The sequence below is a fragment of the Ruegeria sp. AD6 genome, assembly GCF_056542325.1.
Map to the genome: position 1 here is coordinate 93,615 of NZ_JBQFZQ010000008.1, position 16,350 is coordinate 109,964.

At 60.1% G+C, this 16,350-nt stretch carries 16 protein-coding genes; 11 read left to right on the forward strand and 5 right to left on the reverse strand.

Annotated features, from left to right (window positions below; all coding sequences use genetic code 11):
* The first annotated feature begins 11 nt into the window (after positions 1-11).
* Together ACR0KJ_RS15895 and ACR0KJ_RS15900 are read left to right on the forward strand one after the other, a co-directional pair.
* Positions 12-2,900, forward strand: a complete 2,889-nt coding sequence (locus tag ACR0KJ_RS15895) for a DNA translocase FtsK (RefSeq protein WP_480627127.1) — start codon at positions 12-14, stop codon at positions 2,898-2,900.
* A 39-nt stretch (positions 2,901-2,939) separates the two neighbouring features.
* The gene (locus ACR0KJ_RS15900) at positions 2,940-3,536 is read left to right on the forward strand and encodes an outer membrane lipoprotein carrier protein LolA (protein ID WP_170455204.1); all 597 of its coding nucleotides are present in this window, start codon (positions 2,940-2,942) and stop codon (positions 3,534-3,536) included.
* Positions 3,537-3,546: 10 nt separating this feature from the next.
* Here ACR0KJ_RS15900 and ACR0KJ_RS15905 read toward each other — a convergent pair whose 3' ends face one another.
* Positions 3,547-4,128, reverse strand: a complete 582-nt coding sequence (locus ACR0KJ_RS15905; RefSeq protein WP_170455203.1) for a transglycosylase SLT domain-containing protein — start codon at positions 4,126-4,128, stop codon at positions 3,547-3,549.
* A 60-nt stretch (positions 4,129-4,188) separates the two neighbouring features.
* A complete protein-coding gene (locus ACR0KJ_RS15910) occupies positions 4,189-5,070 on the reverse strand; it encodes an AEC family transporter (RefSeq protein WP_170634256.1) in 882 nt (293 codons plus the stop codon).
* A gap of 80 nt (positions 5,071-5,150) precedes the next feature.
* On the opposite strand from ACR0KJ_RS15910, the gene hspQ reads away from it, so the two are divergent.
* Entirely contained in the window at positions 5,151-5,477 is a 327-nt protein-coding gene (gene hspQ / locus ACR0KJ_RS15915) for a heat shock protein HspQ (RefSeq protein WP_170455199.1), read from the forward strand.
* A 35-nt stretch (positions 5,478-5,512) separates the two neighbouring features.
* On the opposite strand, the gene ACR0KJ_RS15920 is transcribed toward hspQ, so the two are convergent.
* The 3 genes from ACR0KJ_RS15920 to ACR0KJ_RS15930 all read right to left on the reverse strand — a co-directional run bounded on the left by ACR0KJ_RS15920 (position 5,513) and on the right by ACR0KJ_RS15930 (position 8,113).
* Positions 5,513-7,090, reverse strand: a complete 1,578-nt coding sequence (locus tag ACR0KJ_RS15920; RefSeq protein ID WP_480627128.1) for a gamma-glutamyltransferase family protein — start codon at positions 7,088-7,090, stop codon at positions 5,513-5,515.
* A 215-nt stretch (positions 7,091-7,305) separates the two neighbouring features.
* Positions 7,306-7,755, reverse strand: coding sequence for an ATP-binding protein (locus tag ACR0KJ_RS15925; protein WP_480627129.1), 450 nt, complete (start codon positions 7,753-7,755; stop codon positions 7,306-7,308).
* A 19-nt stretch (positions 7,756-7,774) separates the two neighbouring features.
* Positions 7,775-8,113, reverse strand: coding sequence for an STAS domain-containing protein (locus ACR0KJ_RS15930; RefSeq protein ID WP_170455195.1), 339 nt, complete (start codon positions 8,111-8,113; stop codon positions 7,775-7,777).
* 104 nt (positions 8,114-8,217) lie between these two features.
* Here ACR0KJ_RS15930 and ACR0KJ_RS15935 point away from each other — a divergent pair, with 104 nt between their 5' ends.
* From ACR0KJ_RS15935 to ACR0KJ_RS15970, 8 genes are all read left to right on the forward strand, one after another.
* The gene (locus ACR0KJ_RS15935; RefSeq protein ID WP_480627130.1) at positions 8,218-9,390 is read left to right on the forward strand and encodes an acetyl-CoA C-acyltransferase; all 1,173 of its coding nucleotides are present in this window, start codon (positions 8,218-8,220) and stop codon (positions 9,388-9,390) included.
* A gap of 93 nt (positions 9,391-9,483) precedes the next feature.
* Positions 9,484-9,933 carry a GAF domain-containing protein gene (locus tag ACR0KJ_RS15940; protein ID WP_170455191.1) on the forward strand — a complete coding sequence of 150 codons (450 nt, stop codon included), beginning with the start codon at positions 9,484-9,486 and terminating at the stop codon, positions 9,931-9,933.
* A gap of 226 nt (positions 9,934-10,159) precedes the next feature.
* Positions 10,160-11,644 (forward strand): peroxidase family protein, encoded by a 1,485-nt coding sequence (locus ACR0KJ_RS15945; RefSeq protein WP_480627131.1) that lies wholly within the window; start codon positions 10,160-10,162, stop codon positions 11,642-11,644.
* A gap of 155 nt (positions 11,645-11,799) precedes the next feature.
* Positions 11,800-12,369, forward strand: a complete 570-nt coding sequence (locus ACR0KJ_RS15950; RefSeq protein ID WP_480627132.1) for a helix-turn-helix domain-containing protein — start codon at positions 11,800-11,802, stop codon at positions 12,367-12,369.
* A 13-nt stretch (positions 12,370-12,382) separates the two neighbouring features.
* A complete protein-coding gene (locus ACR0KJ_RS15955; protein ID WP_480627133.1) occupies positions 12,383-13,006 on the forward strand; it encodes a LysE family translocator in 624 nt (207 codons plus the stop codon).
* A 4-nt stretch (positions 13,007-13,010) separates the two neighbouring features.
* Positions 13,011-13,391, forward strand: coding sequence for a GFA family protein (locus ACR0KJ_RS15960; protein WP_480586341.1), 381 nt, complete (start codon positions 13,011-13,013; stop codon positions 13,389-13,391).
* 15 nt (positions 13,392-13,406) lie between these two features.
* Positions 13,407-15,854, forward strand: a complete 2,448-nt coding sequence (locus ACR0KJ_RS15965) for a GcvT family protein (protein WP_480627134.1) — start codon at positions 13,407-13,409, stop codon at positions 15,852-15,854.
* Positions 15,855-15,872: 18 nt separating this feature from the next.
* On the forward strand, positions 15,873-16,349 hold the full coding sequence (locus ACR0KJ_RS15970; RefSeq protein WP_170624575.1) for a cupin domain-containing protein: 477 nt from the start codon (positions 15,873-15,875) through the stop codon (positions 16,347-16,349).
* The last annotated feature ends 1 nt before the right edge of the window (position 16,350 follow it).

A 16,350-nucleotide genomic window follows, 5' to 3' on the forward strand; every position in this document is an offset into this window, starting at 1 on the left:
ACGAGGGCAAAATGGCATCATTGAACGCGCGCAACCGCGATCCGCTACTGGACAGCACGACTCAGGCCGCGATCGAGCGGCGCAGCAAGGAACTGATCGGGATCGCCCTGATCCTGCTGGGCTTTGCCGCGGCGGCGATGATCTGGTCCTATACACCGGATGATCCGAACTGGATGGTCTCGACCGACGCGCCGGTGCAGAACTGGATGGGGCGGATTGGGGCTTCGATTGCCGCGCCATTGTTCATGATCGTTGGCTGGGGAAGCTGGGGCATCGCGCTGGTGCTGATCGGTTGGGGTGTGCGATTTGCCGGTCATTTCGGTGAAGATCGTGCCGTTGCCCGTTTGATCTTTGCCCCGATCTGGATCGCAATTGTCTCGGTCTACGCCGCGACTCTGGTGCCCGGTGCCGAATGGCGCGCGACCCACAGCTATGGGTTGGGCGGGCTGTTTGGCGACACCGTAATGGGGGCGTTGCTGACCCTTTTGCCGATTTTCTCGCATTTCCTTGTCAAGCTGATGTCGCTGGCCATGGCCGTTGGGATGATCGCGCTGGGTGTCTTTGTGCTGGGCTTCACCAAGGTTGACGTGCGCCGAGGAACGCGTGCTTTCCTGCTGGGTCTGGTGATGGCCTACGATCTGTTGATGAACCTGCTGGGCCGTGGGGCCTCGGCCACTGCGCAGGCCGCGCGGGATCGCCGGGCGCAGTGGAAAGAACACCGCGCCGCGCGGGTTGAGCCGGTTTTGAATGATGAGATTGCCTTTGGGGATCCCGTCTTTGAAGACCTGGAAGAGGAAGCGCCGGAACCTGCCCCAAAAACCGGCCTGCTGGCCCGCATGCCCGCCCTGATCCGCCGCCCTGATCCGATGCCCGAACCCGAACTGGTTGAGCCCATGCCGGTCGAAGGCTTCGATGAAATGCCGGGTGAGGATCGCATCCGCTCGAAAATCTCGGCGGCTGTGCGCAACCGCAAGGTGGCAACCGGTGAGATGACGCCCGAGCCTGATCCGAACCTGCCGCTGACCAAAGGCCGTGGTCGCGGGCCGGACCCGTTGATCCTGAACGCAGGGCCAACAGGTGGCCTGCCGCCTGAACCGCCTATGACCGCGCCCGAGTTGCCACCGGAACCGATGCTGACGGCTGACCCCGCGCCCGAGTGGCAGGAGCCTCTGCATCAGGACTTCGCGCCCGAGCCGGATTTTGACGATGACGCCGTGTTCGAGGACTCCCCCGAACCCGCGCCGCAATCGCGCCCGGCGATGAAAATCCCGGTGGCCGAGCCGCGCAAGCCGGTGGTCGCACAGCCGGTGCGCCGCGCGCCGCAACCGTCCCGCCGCGCGCAGGCCGAGGCGCAGCCGGCCCTGTCTTTCGAAGAACGGCATTCCGATTTCGAACTGCCGCCGCTGGGCCTGTTGTCGAACCCGGCCAGCATTCAACGCCACCACCTCAGCGATGAGGCGCTGGAAGAAAACGCGCGGATGCTGGAAAACGTGCTGGATGACTATGGCGTCAAAGGTGAGATCGTCAGCGTTCGTCCCGGCCCCGTTGTCACCATGTATGAATTGGAACCGGCCCCGGGTCTGAAAGCCAGCCGGGTGATCGGTCTGGCGGACGATATCGCACGATCCATGTCGGCGCTGTCGGCGCGGGTTTCTACCTTGCCGGGGCGCTCGGTGATCGGCATCGAACTGCCCAATGAAAACCGCGAGATGGTGGTGCTGCGCGAGATTCTCGCCAGCCGTGATTTCGGCGATGGCAATCACGCGCTGCCGCTGGCACTGGGTAAGGATATCGGCGGCGAATCCGTTGTGGCGAACCTTGCGAAAATGCCTCACCTGCTGATCGCGGGGACCACGGGTTCGGGTAAGTCGGTGGCGATCAACACGATGATCCTGTCGCTGCTGTATAAGCTGACGCCGGATGAATGCCGCCTGATCATGATCGACCCCAAGATGCTGGAACTGTCGGTCTATGACGGCATCCCGCACCTGCTGTCGCCCGTTGTGACCGACCCGAAAAAGGCGGTTGTGGCCCTGAAATGGGTCGTGGGCGAGATGGAGGACCGCTATCGCAAGATGTCCAAAATGGGCGTCCGCAACATCGCCGGTTACAATGGCCGTGTGAAGGACGCTCTGGTCAAGGGCGAGATGTTCAGCCGCACGGTGCAGACCGGGTTCGACGACGAAACCGGCGAGCCGATGTTCGAGACCGAAGAATTCGCCCCCGAAGCGATGCCCTATATCGTTGTCATCGTCGACGAGATGGCCGACCTGATGATGGTTGCGGGTAAAGAGATCGAAGCCTGCATCCAGCGCCTGGCGCAGATGGCACGGGCCTCGGGCATTCACCTGATCATGGCCACGCAGCGCCCGTCGGTTGATGTGATTACCGGCACGATCAAGGCGAACTTCCCCACCCGGATTTCGTTCCAGGTGACCTCGAAAGTCGACAGCCGCACCATTCTGGGCGAGATGGGTGCCGAGCAACTGCTGGGGCAGGGCGACATGCTGTATATGGCGGGTGGTGCCAAGATCACCCGCTGCCATGGGCCGTTTGTCTCGGACGAAGAGGTCGAGGAAATCGTTAACCACCTGAAACAATTCGGCCCGCCGGATTACATGAGTGGCGTGGTCGATGGTCCGGCCGAGGAAAAAGCCGACAATATCGACGCCGTTCTGGGCTTGAACACCGGTGGCAACACCAACGGCGAAGACGCTCTGTACGATCAGGCGGTGGCGATTGTGATCAAGGATCGCAAATGCTCGACCTCGTATATCCAGCGGAAACTTGCCATCGGCTACAACAAAGCCGCGCGGCTGGTTGAGCAGATGGAGGACGAAGGCGTTGTTTCGGCGGCAAATCACGTCGGCAAACGCGAAATCCTCGTCCCCGAGCAATAGGATATTTAATAACAAGGGCAGAGCGCATATCTGTGAAGCATGAAACAGATTGCTTTTGCCCTTGCTTTGACACTGGCCGCGCCTGCGGCCTGGGCTGCTGATAAGCTGCCGCTGTCGGAAATCTCAAATTACCTGAACCAGCTGAAAACGGTTCAGACCAGTTTCACTCAGGTCAACGATGATGGCTCGCTGAGTACCGGCAAGCTGTGGATGCAGCGACCCGGTAAAATGCGGTTCGAATATGACCCGCCGGACAGCGCCGTGGTGCTGGCACGGTCCGGCAGTGTCATGATCTTTGATCCCAAATCGAACCAACCGCCCGAACAATACCCGCTAAAGCGGACACCGCTGTCTCTGGTTCTGGCGCGGAATGTAAACCTTGGTCAGGCCAATATGGTGGTAGGGCACGAGTTCGACGGCACCGCAACCGTAGTGACGGCGCAAGACCCCAAGAACCCGGACTCGGGCCGGATTGAGCTGATGTTCACCGACAACCCGGTCGAACTGCGGAAATGGGTGATCCACGACAATGCAGGCACCCAGACCACGGTGCTGCTGGGCCCGTTGACCGAGGGTGGCAGACTGAATCAGGATCTGTTCTCGAACAGCAAAAGAAGTGGGTCAGCCGACCGCTGACCCCTTCACCTCAGTACCGGCAATTTGCCAGTTGCGACTGATACAGGTTCGCGCGCGCGTCCACATCGCTGGCCACGTTCAGCAACCATGATTTCTTGTTATGGCTGCCGCGGGCAAAGCCCGTGTGACCTTCGTGATAGGCCAGATACTGATTGCGCGTGTCTGCGGGGTGGATGCCATTCCGCTCGTAGCTTTTGTTCATGTACCAGCCAATGAAATCCGACGCGTCGCGAATGCGATCCCGCTTGGCGCGGCGTTTGCCGGTTTCGCGCTGGTACTGCTCCCACGTGCCGTCCAGCGCCTGACCGTAGCCATAGGCGCTGCTTTGGCGGCCCATCGGGATCACGCCCAGAACATAGCGGTGCGGCGTGCGCGCATCGTGGCGATAGCGGCTTTCCTGATAGATCGTGGCCATCTGAACATGAACGGGAACGCCCCATTTACGCTCGGTGCTTTTGAAAGCCCGGATATAGTCGGGCTTTTCGCGCGCAATGCTGCACGCGTCGTTCAGTCTGCTGGGCGGCTGTTTCGAGCCGCCCCCACAGGATGCCAAAAGCAGCACCCCTAGGAGTACGAAAAGAATTCTGCTCATGTGCCTCGTGCCTTTTTTAGGCATTCTAGCGCAGATTGAGCGCTGAGGAAATCACAATCGCTACAGAATCAGCGCCAGAACAAGGGGTAACGCTGCGACCGACAGCAGGGTCGAGACCATGACCATCCCCGCAACGGCATCTGCGTCGGCCTGAAACCGCTCTGCCAGCAGGTAGGATGTGACCGCGACGGGGGTGCACATTTGCAATATCAGCACGCCAAAGGCGATGGTTTCCAGGTCAAACGCGGACGCTATGGCCCAACCGAGGGCAAAGCACACCACCACTTTCAGGATCGACAGCCAGATGGCTTGTCCCAGACTGCGGGTGGTCAGGCGCGCGATGGCAACGCCCAAAGTGACCAGCATCATCGGAACCGCCATTTGCCCCAGCAAATCCAATGTGTTGGTCAGAAACAGCGGGGTTTCCCAATCCTGCCACAGGAACAATGCCCCAAGCAGCGTTGCCCAAACCATCGGTTGCCTGATGACCTGCCCAAAGGCCCCTTTGCCTGCGACAAGATAAATGCCGTAGGTAAAGGAAAACAGCGCCGTCACCGACAGGAAAATCACGGCATATCCCAGCCCCGCCTGTCCGAAGGCAAAGATGCATAACGGCAGGCCCAGGTTGCCGGTATTGCCAAAGATCAAAGGCGACAGGTAAGTGCGCTGCTCCAGCCTCAGCACCCGAACGATTCCCCAAAACACGACCGCCAGACCAAGGTTGGCGACGATGGTGGCCACGGTGAATCGCGACAGGTCGCCACCCGGTATTTCGGTCTGCATCAGCGCCACGAAGATCAGGCTGGGCACCGCCAGCATCATGGCGAAACGGGTGACGAATTGCAGGCGGTATTCAAACCCCAGCTTGACCCAGGCAAATCCAATGCCCGCCAGAATAAACACCGGCGCGACAATTTCGAACACTGTCAGTAGAAGGTTCACAGACTGTTTCCCTGAATTTCAGATCAATGATTGGATTTTCCGCCCGGAAAGAGGTAGTAACTGCTTTGGGGGCTGAAACAATGCTAAAGACACATGCCAAGTACGGCTTGGGACAAGTAGTGCGACATAAAAAACATCCCTTCCGAGGGGTGATTTTTGACGTGGACGCGGAGTTTTCCAACACCGAGGAATGGTACGAAGCCATCCCTGAAGACAGTCGACCGATCAAGGATCAGCCGTTCTATCATCTGCTGGCCGAGAATGATCAGTCCTTCTATGTGGCTTATGTTTCAGAACAAAATCTGATAGCCGACCAATCGGGCGAGCCGGTAGAGCATCCCGATATTCCCAATATGTTCGGGCCGTTCGAGGACGGGTCCTACCCGCTGCACTTCCATCTGAACTGATCCACCGGGCCAACCCGGCCCGGACGCTGACGTCGCTAATATCCCAACGCACACCCGTCTTTGCGCGGATCGCTTGCGCCCTCTAACACGCCGTCGTTTCGGATTCGGATTGCCTGCGCGCCGCCAAGTGGGGTTTCTGAAATCTCAACAGTGTGGCCAAGTTGCGACAATTGTTGCGCTACCTGTTCTGAGAACCCGCGTTCCAGTTTCAACACACCCCCGTCGGCAAAGGCGCGGGGGGCATCGATGCTGTCCTGTAGGCCCATGTCGAAATCCGTGAGGTTTGACAGGAAACGGGCATGACCGGTCGGCTGATAGGCCCCGCCCATGACCCCGAAGGGCATCATCACGCGGCCGTTTTCTTGCAGCATTCCGGGGATGATCGTGTGCATGGGGCGTTTGCCACCACCCAACTCATTTGGATGGCCGGGGTTCAGAGTGAAACCGGCCCCCCGGTTCTGCAGCAGAATGCCGTATTTCTGGGATGCGATGCCCGATCCGAAACTGTGGAAGATCGAATAGATCAGCGAAACTGCCATCCGGTCGCGATCGACCACCGTGATGTAAACGGTGTCCTTGTGAATTGCTTCGGTCAGCGGCGCTGCTGCCTGCATCGCGCGTTTGGGGTCGATCATGGCGGCCAGCGATGCGGCGATTTCGGGATCAAGGAACCGTTCCGCGCGGGCCATATGATCCGGGTCCGCGATGAAGCGGTTGCGGGCGTCATAGGCCAGTTTGGTGGCTTCGGCCTCGATATGAACGCGTTCCGCCCCGAATGGGTCCATGCTGGCCAGATCAAAATGCTTCAGGATGTTCAGCAGCAGGATGGCCGTCGCCCCCTGACCGTTGGGCGGATGTTCGACCAGATCGATGCCTTGATATGTTCCGCTCATCGGGTCGGTCACGGTGCATTTCGTAGCCGCGAAATCATCCGCGCCATGAACACCGCCTAGTTGGGTCAGCGCCGAAAGCATATCCTCGGCAATTTCACCGGTGTAGAAGGCGTCGCGCCCGTGCTTGGCAATCTGGCGCAGAACTTCGGCCTGACCCGGAGACCGGAAGACCTGACCGATCTCTGGGACGCCGCCGTTGATCAGATAGTGCTGCCTGGCGGCCCCTTGCAGAGTGCGCGCGCCGCGTTGCCAGTCAAAAGCGACCCGGGGCGCAACCGGTACGCCGAGTTCAGCATAGTGAATCGCCGGTTGCAGAATGGCGTCCAGTCCCAGACGACCTTCATTCTCTGAAAGATGACAGAACGCATCCACCGCGCCGGGGATGGTGACGGCGTCAGGGCTGGTCAGAGGTACCGCAGCCAGCCCTTTGGCGCGCAAAGCCTCGGCATCTGCCTGTGCCGGGGCGCGCCCGGAACCATTCAAAGCGCGAATCCTGTCTTCACCTGCCCGGTTGAACAGCACAAAGCAATCGCCGCCCAAACCCGTCATCTGCGGTTCGCAAATGCCCAACAGGATGGCCCCGGCAATTGCGGCATCCATCGCATTGCCGCCCTGACCCAGAATATCCAGCGCCGCCTTTGCGGCCAGAGGATGCGACGTTGCACATATCCCTTCGGTTGCCAGAACTTCAGACCGGCCCGGCAGATGCAGATCCCGCATGGTATTCCTCCTCCCCATCGACGGGTCGAACCTAAGCCGAGGCCTGTGTTTGTCCAGTAATATTAGGGAGAGAAGTTCCTCGGCGCCGTTCACTGGGTGGGGGCTGTGACACTTGGCGCCGAGGGAAGCTATCTGAGCTACAAGTCACTGTATGACGGGGGTTTGCGGCGCGACAATGGTTCGAAAAAGGCCTTATTATGGCTATTGCTTGCCGGTCAGTCTTGCGGATCGAAGTCGAACCGCAGCGACAGGCGGTTACATCCGTCCCGCCTTTCATACCAGATATCGCTGGTTAGCTGGTGGATCAGAAACCAACCAAATCCGCCTTCGGGCAGGTCCTGAACGCCTGTCTCGACCGAAGCAGGAACCCCGTCGGGCAGTTTGTAGCCGGGCAGGGGATTGCCGGTATCGGAAATCAGGATGTCCAGCCGGTTGTGGTCAAGCCTGCAGGTCACCTGCACTTTGGCCGCGGCGATGCCCGCATAGGCGTGTTCGACCACGTTGTTGATCGCCTCAGCCAGCGCGATCTTCACATCATCCGCCATATGCGCCGGCAGCCCCTGCCGTGACAGGCCGGTGCTGAGTTGCGAAATCCCCGCGCTCGCTTCGGCCTCAGTGGCCGGGAAGGTCAGTTCAAGGCAGGTTTTGGTCCCTATCGGCTTCACGCAGTCCACTCCGCCCAGATCAGTCGATGGAACCGGCCAGGGCGTCATCCAGGGTGGCAAACAGCTTGAACACCGTGTCCATGCGGGTCAGGCGAAACACCTTTTCGACAACCGGTTGCAGCCCGGCCAGATCCAGCCTGCGCCCGGCCCCAAGCTGCTTCATCGAGGCGACAATTGCGCCCAGCCCGCTGGAATCGATAAATTCGACCCCGCCAAGATCCAGCACCACCCGGTTGCATCCCGATTCGGTTGCGCGCCGCATGTCTTCCTTGAACTGAATGGCCATGGCGGCGTCGATCCGGTCGGTCTGGACCGTGATGATCTGAGTCTCACCGGATGTTGTAGTGGTCAGGCCCATGTTTGACCGCCCTCTTTCCTGGAATTGCTTCGTAGAAATACGCTAGACGGCAAATCTTACCATTCGGTATGCAGAAGCCGGAAAATGAACAAAGGAAGACCGTGATGAATGAGGTTGTGATCGCAGGGGCCGCCCGCACGCCGATGGGTGGATTTCAGGGCATGTTCGACGGGGTCGCAGCCGCGGATCTGGGCGGGGCCGCAATTCGCGCCGCATTGGAACAGGCAGGCACCGAAACCGTGGACGAGGTGCTGATGGGCTGCGTTCTTCCGGCAGGGCAAGGGCAAGCCCCGGCACGTCAGGCCGGTTTCGCCGCCGGTCTGGGCCAAGAGGTGCCGGCCACGACACTCAACAAGATGTGCGGATCGGGCATGAAAGCGGCCATGATGGCCTTTGACCAGATCGCACTGGGACATGCCGATCTGATGGTTGCGGGCGGAATGGAAAGCATGACGAACGCCCCCTACCTGTTGCCGAAAATGCGCGGCGGCGCGCGTATCGGGCACGGTCAGGTCGTCGATCACATGTTCCTCGACGGGCTTGAAGATGCGTATGACAAAGGCCGCCTGATGGGCACCTTCGCCGAAGACTGTGCCGAATCCTTCCAATTCACCCGCGAGGCGCAGGACGAATACGCGCTGCAATCCCTGTCCAATGCTCTGGCGGCGCAGGACAGCGGCGCGTTCGATGGCGAGATCGCCCCGGTTTCGGTACGCACCCGAAAAGGAGAGGTGATCCAATCGGCGGATGAGCAGCCAAAATCAGCCCGGCCCGAAAAGATCCCAACCCTGAAGCCGGCCTTCCGCAAGGATGGCACGGTGACCGCTGCCAATGCATCGTCGATCTCGGATGGCGCGGCGGCGCTGGTTCTGGCGTCTGCCTTGGCTGCTGAGGCACAGAATCTGTCCGTTCGTGCGCGTATCCTTGGCCACGCCAGCCACGCGCAGGCCCCGGGCCTGTTCACCACAGCCCCGGTCCCGGCTGCGCAAAAGCTGCTGGCCCGCATCGGCTGGAGCACCGAAGATGTCGACCTTTGGGAGGTGAACGAAGCCTTCGCCGTTGTCCCGATGGCCTTCATGCATGAAATGGGTTTGCCCCGGGACAAGGTGAACGTGAACGGCGGGGCCTGCGCGTTGGGCCACCCAATCGGCGCGTCTGGCGCTCGGATCATGGTTACACTGCTGAACGCATTGGAGAAGCGGGGCCTCAAACGCGGCGTCGCAGCGATCTGCATCGGCGGCGGCGAAGGAACGGCCATCGCCATAGAACGCATTTGACCCTTCTTCTTGTTTCAAATACGGCGGGGGTGAATTGAGCCAAAGGCTCAAGAGGGGGCAGCGCCCCCGCCCCTGATAGACAAAAGCGCAACCATGACCGCCGATTACGACACGCTTGCCAAAACCATCGCCGCGCTGACCGAAGGCGAGACCGATCAGGTTGCCTTGATGGCGACCATCGCCTGCGAAGTGCATCACGCCGATGATCGGTTTGACTGGACGGGTTTTTACCGTGTGACTGAGCCGGGGTTGTTGAAGATCGGCCCGTATCAGGGCGGACATGGCTGCCTGACCATCCCGTTCGATCGCGGTGTCTGCGGTGCTGCGGCGCGTACGGGAGAGGTTCAGCTGGTTCCCGACGTAGATGCGTTTCCCGGCCATATCGCCTGTGCCTCCTCTACCCGGTCCGAGCTTGTCTTGCCCGTGCGGGATGCCTCGGGCGAGGTGATTGCGGTGTTCGATATCGACAGTGATCAGCCTGATGCGTTCAACGATGCGGACGCGGATGCGCTGGGAACAATTCTGGCGCGGGTCTTTGGCTGATCGCCACATCCGGTACCGGCTGCCCCGACCCGTCTGACGCCTCTTCACCTCAGGTTCTTTAAACCTGAGCTTGTGCTGCCAAGTATCGGAAAGGTCTGAAAGACCCTTTCTCGTCGGCGGATTCGCGCGCCGTCAAATTGAGAATCTTCCCTATTTCTGCTATGAATCGACCTGTCGGATTTTTATTTTCACCGACATTTTTTATTTGTTTCAGGAGTATTTTGTTATGGCAGGTATGCATCACGGCCTTACGCGGCTTGATCAACTCACCAAGGTTTGTCTCAACGGCGCGGGCCCCTCCAGACCCTTTGTGCAGACCCTTGGGCGTCTCAAGCCACCAAACCCGGTTCATATCGTCAAGATCACCCATGCGGATGTGATCCATGCGCTGGACGACTTGTCTCAGTCCATGCGAGCCAAGGAAAACCATGATGGTCCGGCGGATGCGGGCATGACCTTTCTGGGTCAGTTCGTTGACCACGACATCACACTGGATGCGACATCGGCCCTGGGCACCCGGATCGATCCGGCCACCATCCCGAATGTCAGAACGCCCAGCCTGGACCTCGACTGCGTCTATGGTGCCGGGCCCGAGGCGTCACCGCATCTCTATGGAGCCGGGGATCAGGATCACATGCTGATGTTCGGGCGCAAGGAAAACCATCTGGATCTGGCCCGCACCTGCGCGGGCAAGGCCCTGATCGGTGATCCGCGCAACGACGAGAACATCATCGTCGCACAAGTGCAGGGCATCTTTATCGAGTTGCACAACATCCTGATGAGCAAGCTGAGCGAGGGCGGGTCCGAAGCCAAGGATATTCACGCCTGCGCCCATGAAGGGATCAGTGCCAAAATCTGGAAGGATCACGTATCCCCCGGATTAAGCAACTTTCAGGAAGTGCGGCGGTTCATTCGTCTGCATTACCAGTGGGTCGTCTGGAACGAGTTGCTGCATGCCTTCGTAGAAGACAGCTGCCTGACAGCAGCGATGAAGCGTCCGATCTTTGGCTGGGATGCGCCGGTCATGCCGGTTGAATTCACCGGTGCTTGTTATCGTTTCGGCCATGCAACGACGCAATTCGAATACAAGCTGAACGCGTCCGGCAGCCCCGTCAGCCTGTTTGCAACGCAAGGCTTCGGGCCAAGGGACAAGGTGGCCAATATCGATATGGACCTGTATTTCTCGATGAACGGCAAGACCGCGTCGCAAAAGGCCCGACCGGTTGGTCCCAAAATGGGCGCACCGCTGCTGGAGCTGCCCTTCGTCACAGGCCAGATCGCGTTGGAGGATATCGGCGAGACGCTGACCGAGGCGCAATCCAAAAACCTGGCGCTGCGCAACATGATCCGCGACCGGTATACGTATCAACTGGCCAGCGGTCAGCACTTTGCCGCGCATCTCGGCACTGACCCGGTTGCCGTGCCGCCAGAGCTTGCCGCCAAAGGGTTCCAGAAAACGCCCTTGTGGTTCTATGCCCTGCAAGAGGCTGAGCAGCATGGGCACGGCAAACTCACCGGTGTTGGCGGTCTGATCGTCGCCTCGGTCTTTGCCAATCTGCTGCAACGGGATCCGACGACCTTTGTGCATATTCCCCACTTCACGCCCTGGCCGGGATTTGGTGGCCAGCCGTCCTGTATGGCCGGCATTATTGCTTATGTCGAAGCCAACCGGGGGCATATCCGCGATCCGCACAGTCTGATGTGTGGCTGAAGAGGTGTGAAAACCTGTCGGGCATCCGGTGCCCGACAGGTCCAACGATACTGTTACCGGCTCGATGAAATTGCGTGAAAAAATGCTTTGAAATTTCACGAACCTCTGGCATCGTGAAAAACAGGGAGAAATTTTCACGAGATTCGGAGCGGCCAGTGAACAGCCAAGCCCCCCAAAGTGCCACATTGGGTGCCGATATTCGCGCGCTGCGAAAGGCGCGTGGGTTGACGCTGACCGAGATCGCGGCACGTTTGGATCGCTCTGTCGGGTGGCTCAGCCAGGTTGAACGCGACAAATCCGACCCGTCGATTTCCGACCTGCGCCAGATTGCGGAATCGCTGGGCGTGCCAATGTCGATGCTGTTTGCGCATTCTGCTGTTCCCAGCGACGAACAGGGCTATGTGGTGCGGGCCGGAACCCGCAGACCCATGGGATCGGATGAAGAGGGCCTGATCGAAGAACTGCTCTCGCCCGATCTGACCGACGAATTCGAAATGGTGCATTCCACCTTCGAGCCTCGGTCGCAAATGCAAACCCCGGCCAACCGACCGACGCAGGAGGTCGGGTATATGGTATCCGGCCATCTGGACCTGACCATCGGCAGCCGCCAGTTCACGGTGGGACCGGGAGATAGTTTCCGCATCAAGCATGAACCCTATCAATGGGCGAACCCCTATGATGAGCCCGCCGTGGCGATCTGGGTCATCGCCCCGCCGGTGTATTGATGAGAGCGTATTGATGAGCTTTGAGGCCTGGACCATATTCGCGCTGTTCTGGGTGGTGTTCGTCACTACGCCCGGACCAAATGCGGTCAATTGCATCTCGAACGGTATGAGCCTACCGTTTCCCAAGGCGATGCTGGGGGTGTTGGCGATCCTGACGCAGGCCAGCGCGTTTTTGGTCCTGTCGGCGCTCGGCATCACCGCGCTGATCACGGCGTCTCCGACCGGATTCTTCATCGCCAAACTGGTGGGGACTGGGTTCCTGATCTGGGTCGGTATCCGTGGCTGGATGAACGCCACCAAGCCCGCGCCTGCATCTGAACGGCCCGCTCGGCATGTCTATCTGCACGCGCTGGCGGTGGCGACGATCAATCCCAAAAGTGTGGCCGGATATCTCGCCGCCTTTTCGCAATTCGTGCAGCCGGACGTGCCGATCTGGCAGCAAATGGGGGTCATCATGCCCACCGCGCTGGTCATCACCACGCTCAGCTATACCGGCTTCACACTGCTAGGCGCGCTGATGGGCAAGGCGGCGCTGGGGGCGGTGTTCAACATATGGGTGCGCCGGATCATGGCCGCCTGTTTCATCATCTACGGCGTGTTGCTGGGCACCAGCTCCACACCCGTTGCAAGGGGGTAATCACATGCACAAGGGTTCCTGCCTGTGCGGCGCGGTCGCCTTTACCATCGATGGGGATCTGTCGCCACCCTCTGCCTGTCATTGCGGCCAGTGCCGTAAGCAATCGGGCCATCACTGGTCCTCGACCTCGACCCATCAGGACAACCTGAGTTTCACCGCCAGCGACACGCTGCGCTGGTTCCGTGCCTCGGACATTGCCCGGCGCGGGTTCTGTGCCCAATGCGGCTCGTTCCTGTTCTGGAAGCACAATGATGAGGACACGATTTCGATTTCCATGGGGGCGTTTGATGCGCCCACCGGATTGATGCTCTCGCAGCATATCTTTGTCGCCGACAAGGGCGATTACTACGACATCACGGACGATCTGCCCCAACGGGCACAGTAACAGGGATCAAGACGAATGAGTGACTTTCCGACAAAAGCCCGCGTGGTTGTTATCGGTGGCGGTGTGGTGGGGACCTCCTCGCTGTATCATCTGGCCAAGAAAGGCTGGACCGACTGCGTTCTGCTGGAAAAGAACGAACTGACCGCCGGGTCTACATGGCACGCGGCGGGCAATGTGCCGACCTTCTCGACCTCATGGGCGATCATGAACATGCAGCGCTATTCGACCGAGCTGTATGCGCGTCTGGGCGAGGAAGTCGATTATCCGATGAACTATCACCAGACCGGGTCCATCCGTCTGGCGCATTCCAAGGAACGCGTGCAGGAGTTCGAGCGCGCCTGTGCCATGGGCCGCTATCAGGGCATCGAGATGGAGATGTGGACGCCCGAGCAGGCCAAGGAGAAATACCCGTTCCTGGAAACTCACGATCTGGAAGGCGTGCTGTTCGACCCCAGCGATGGTGATATCGACCCGGCGCAGCTGACACAGGCGCTGGCCAAGGGTGCACGCGACATGGGCGCGAAAATCCTGCGCTTTACGCCCGCAACCGGCGTGACACAGCATGAGGATGGCAGTTGGACCGTCAGCACCGAAAAGGGCGATATCGACTGCGATTACGTGGTCAACGCCGCCGGGTATTACGCGCAGCGTGTCGGTGAATGGTTCAAGCCCTATGGCGGGCGCACCGTGCCGATGATGGTGATGAGCCACCAGTATCTGCTGACCGAGGAAATCCCCGAGATTGAGGCTTGGTCGAAGCAATCCGGCCAGAAGCTGCCGCTGCTGCGCGACGTGGATGTGTCCTATTACCTGCGTCAGGAAAAGCACGGCTTTAACATCGGCCCGTATGAGCCCAACTGCCGCGCACATTGGGAAACCGATTCCGACCCGATGCCCGACGATTTTAGCTTCCAGCTCTGGTCCGACGATCTGGACCGGATCGAAGACATCGTGGCCGACGCGATGGAGCGTGTGCCGCTGTCCGGTGAGGCCGGAATCTCGCGTATCATCAACGGCCCGATCCCCTATGCGCCTGACGGTCTGCCGCTGATCGGCCCGATGCCCGGTGTGAAGAACGCGTTCGAGGCCTGCGTCTTTACCTTTGGCATCGCGCAGGGCGGTGGTGCTGGCAAGGTGCTGGCGGAATGGATCGTCGATGGCCACACCGAATGGGATATGTGGTCGGTCGATCCGCGCCGTTACACCGACTACACCGATCACGATTACTGCGTGAAAAAGGGGATTGAGGTTTACGGCAACGAATACGCCATGCACTTCCCCCACCACGAATGGCCCGCCGCGCGCGACAAAAAGCTGTCGCCGGTGCATGACAAGGTCAAGGAACTGGGCGGTGTCATGGGCGCCTATAACGGCTGGGAGCGCGCCAACTGGTTCGCGATGCCGGGCGACGACACCTCGCTTGAGGCGACGCACACATGGGGCCGGTCCGGTCCGTGGGAGCAGCGGATCAAGGAAGAATGTGAGGCCGTGCGCGACCATTGCGGTGTGCTGGACCTGCCTGGCTTCTCGCGCTTCATGGTCAAGGGCGAGGGTGCCGCCGAGGCGCTGCGCGGTCTGGTCACGGGCGGTCTGCCCAAGGCGGGCCGGATGAACCTCGTCTACGTTTCGGACGACCGGGGCCGCATCCTGACCGAGATGTCCTGTATCCGTCTGGGCGAAGATGAGTTCGTGATGATCACCGCCGCCACGGCGCAGTGGCATGACCGCGATATCCTGCTGAAGGCGATGCCTGCCGGGGTGTCGGTCGAGGATGTCACCACCACCCGCGACACGCTGATCGTGACCGGCCCGAAATCGCGTGAGATCCTGTCGGGTCTAACCGATGCGGACCTGTCCACCGGATGGTTGACCCACCAGTCCGCTACCGTCGCCGGACAACCCGCCTATCTGATCCGCGTGTCCTTTGCCGGTGAACTGGGTTGGGAGGTTCATGCCCTGAACGAGCATATGCCCGCGATCTACGGTGCGATCATCGACGCCGGGGCCAAGCCGTTTGGCATGTACGCGCTGAACAGCTTGCGTATCGAAAAGGGATACCGCGCGTGGAAAGGCGATCTGTCGACCGATTACTCGCTTCTGCAAGGCGGGCTGGGGCGGTTCGTCAAGCTGGACAAGCCGCAGGACTTCCCCGGCAAGGCGGCGATCCTGAACGAAAAGCAGCAGGGCGTGAAGAAGTCGTTCGTTACCCTGACGGTCGAAGCCGGTGAGTGTGACGCGCCCTATATGTCCTGCATCTGGCAAGGCGATCAGACTGTGGGTGAGACGACCTCGGGCGCATGGGGTTATCGCGTGGGCAAATCCATCGCGCTGGGCATGATCAGGACCGAGCTTGCCAATCCCGGCACCGAGCTTGAGGTCGAAATCTACGGTCAGAAACACCGTGCCGTGGTACAAGAGGACCAACCGCTTTGGGACCCCGAGAACGAGCGGTTGCGCGCGTAACCCCGTACGGAGATCGCCATGAGCAAACGATACGCCAAACTGGGGCCCGGAGAGGGTCCCAACTATGACTGGGAAAACGACCACACCTTCGTGAAGGTGTCGGGTCAGGACACCGGTGGCGCATATACGCTCATGGAAGACAATCTGAAGGCCAGCTTCGCGCTTGGCCTTCATCGCCACGACAGCCATGCCGAGACCTTCTATTTTCTGGAAGGTGCGGTGGATTTCTACGTCGATGGCGACTGGCATCGGTGTATGCCGGGCACGACGATGCATGTCCCGCCCGGGGTGCCCCATGCCTGCCGGGTGGCCGATGCGGCCCCCGCCAGAATGCTGATGATCTTCCAACCCTCGGGCTTCGATGGCTTTCTTGCGGAACTGGCCGGGATGGATGAGGCTGACTTTGCCGATGAGGCCAAAATGGCCGCGCTCAACGCGCGGTACGACATTGTGCCGATGGGTCCGGTTCCGGCGCATCCCGATGCTGCGGGCTGAC

What these genes read in the sequence shown, in the direction of transcription:
- ACR0KJ_RS15895 (WP_480627127.1), top strand. Translation starts at nt 12, where the DNA reads ATGGCATCATTGAACGCGCGCAACCGCGATCCGCTACTGGACAGCACG.
- ACR0KJ_RS15900 (WP_170455204.1), top strand. Translation starts at nt 2,940, where the DNA reads ATGAAACAGATTGCTTTTGCCCTTGCTTTGACACTGGCCGCGCCTGCG.
- ACR0KJ_RS15905 (WP_170455203.1), bottom strand. Translation starts at nt 4,128, where the DNA reads ATGAGCAGAATTCTTTTCGTACTCCTAGGGGTGCTGCTTTTGGCATCC.
- hspQ (WP_170455199.1), top strand. Translation starts at nt 5,151, where the DNA reads ATGCTAAAGACACATGCCAAGTACGGCTTGGGACAAGTAGTGCGACAT.
- ACR0KJ_RS15920 (WP_480627128.1), bottom strand. Translation starts at nt 7,090, where the DNA reads ATGCGGGATCTGCATCTGCCGGGCCGGTCTGAAGTTCTGGCAACCGAA.
- ACR0KJ_RS15930 (WP_170455195.1), bottom strand. Translation starts at nt 8,113, where the DNA reads ATGGGCCTGACCACTACAACATCCGGTGAGACTCAGATCATCACGGTC.
- ACR0KJ_RS15935 (WP_480627130.1), top strand. Translation starts at nt 8,218, where the DNA reads ATGAATGAGGTTGTGATCGCAGGGGCCGCCCGCACGCCGATGGGTGGA.
- ACR0KJ_RS15940 (WP_170455191.1), top strand. Translation starts at nt 9,484, where the DNA reads ATGACCGCCGATTACGACACGCTTGCCAAAACCATCGCCGCGCTGACC.
- ACR0KJ_RS15945 (WP_480627131.1), top strand. Translation starts at nt 10,160, where the DNA reads ATGGCAGGTATGCATCACGGCCTTACGCGGCTTGATCAACTCACCAAG.
- ACR0KJ_RS15955 (WP_480627133.1), top strand. Translation starts at nt 12,383, where the DNA reads ATGAGCTTTGAGGCCTGGACCATATTCGCGCTGTTCTGGGTGGTGTTC.
- ACR0KJ_RS15960 (WP_480586341.1), top strand. Translation starts at nt 13,011, where the DNA reads ATGCACAAGGGTTCCTGCCTGTGCGGCGCGGTCGCCTTTACCATCGAT.
- ACR0KJ_RS15965 (WP_480627134.1), top strand. Translation starts at nt 13,407, where the DNA reads ATGAGTGACTTTCCGACAAAAGCCCGCGTGGTTGTTATCGGTGGCGGT.
- ACR0KJ_RS15970 (WP_170624575.1), top strand. Translation starts at nt 15,873, where the DNA reads ATGAGCAAACGATACGCCAAACTGGGGCCCGGAGAGGGTCCCAACTAT.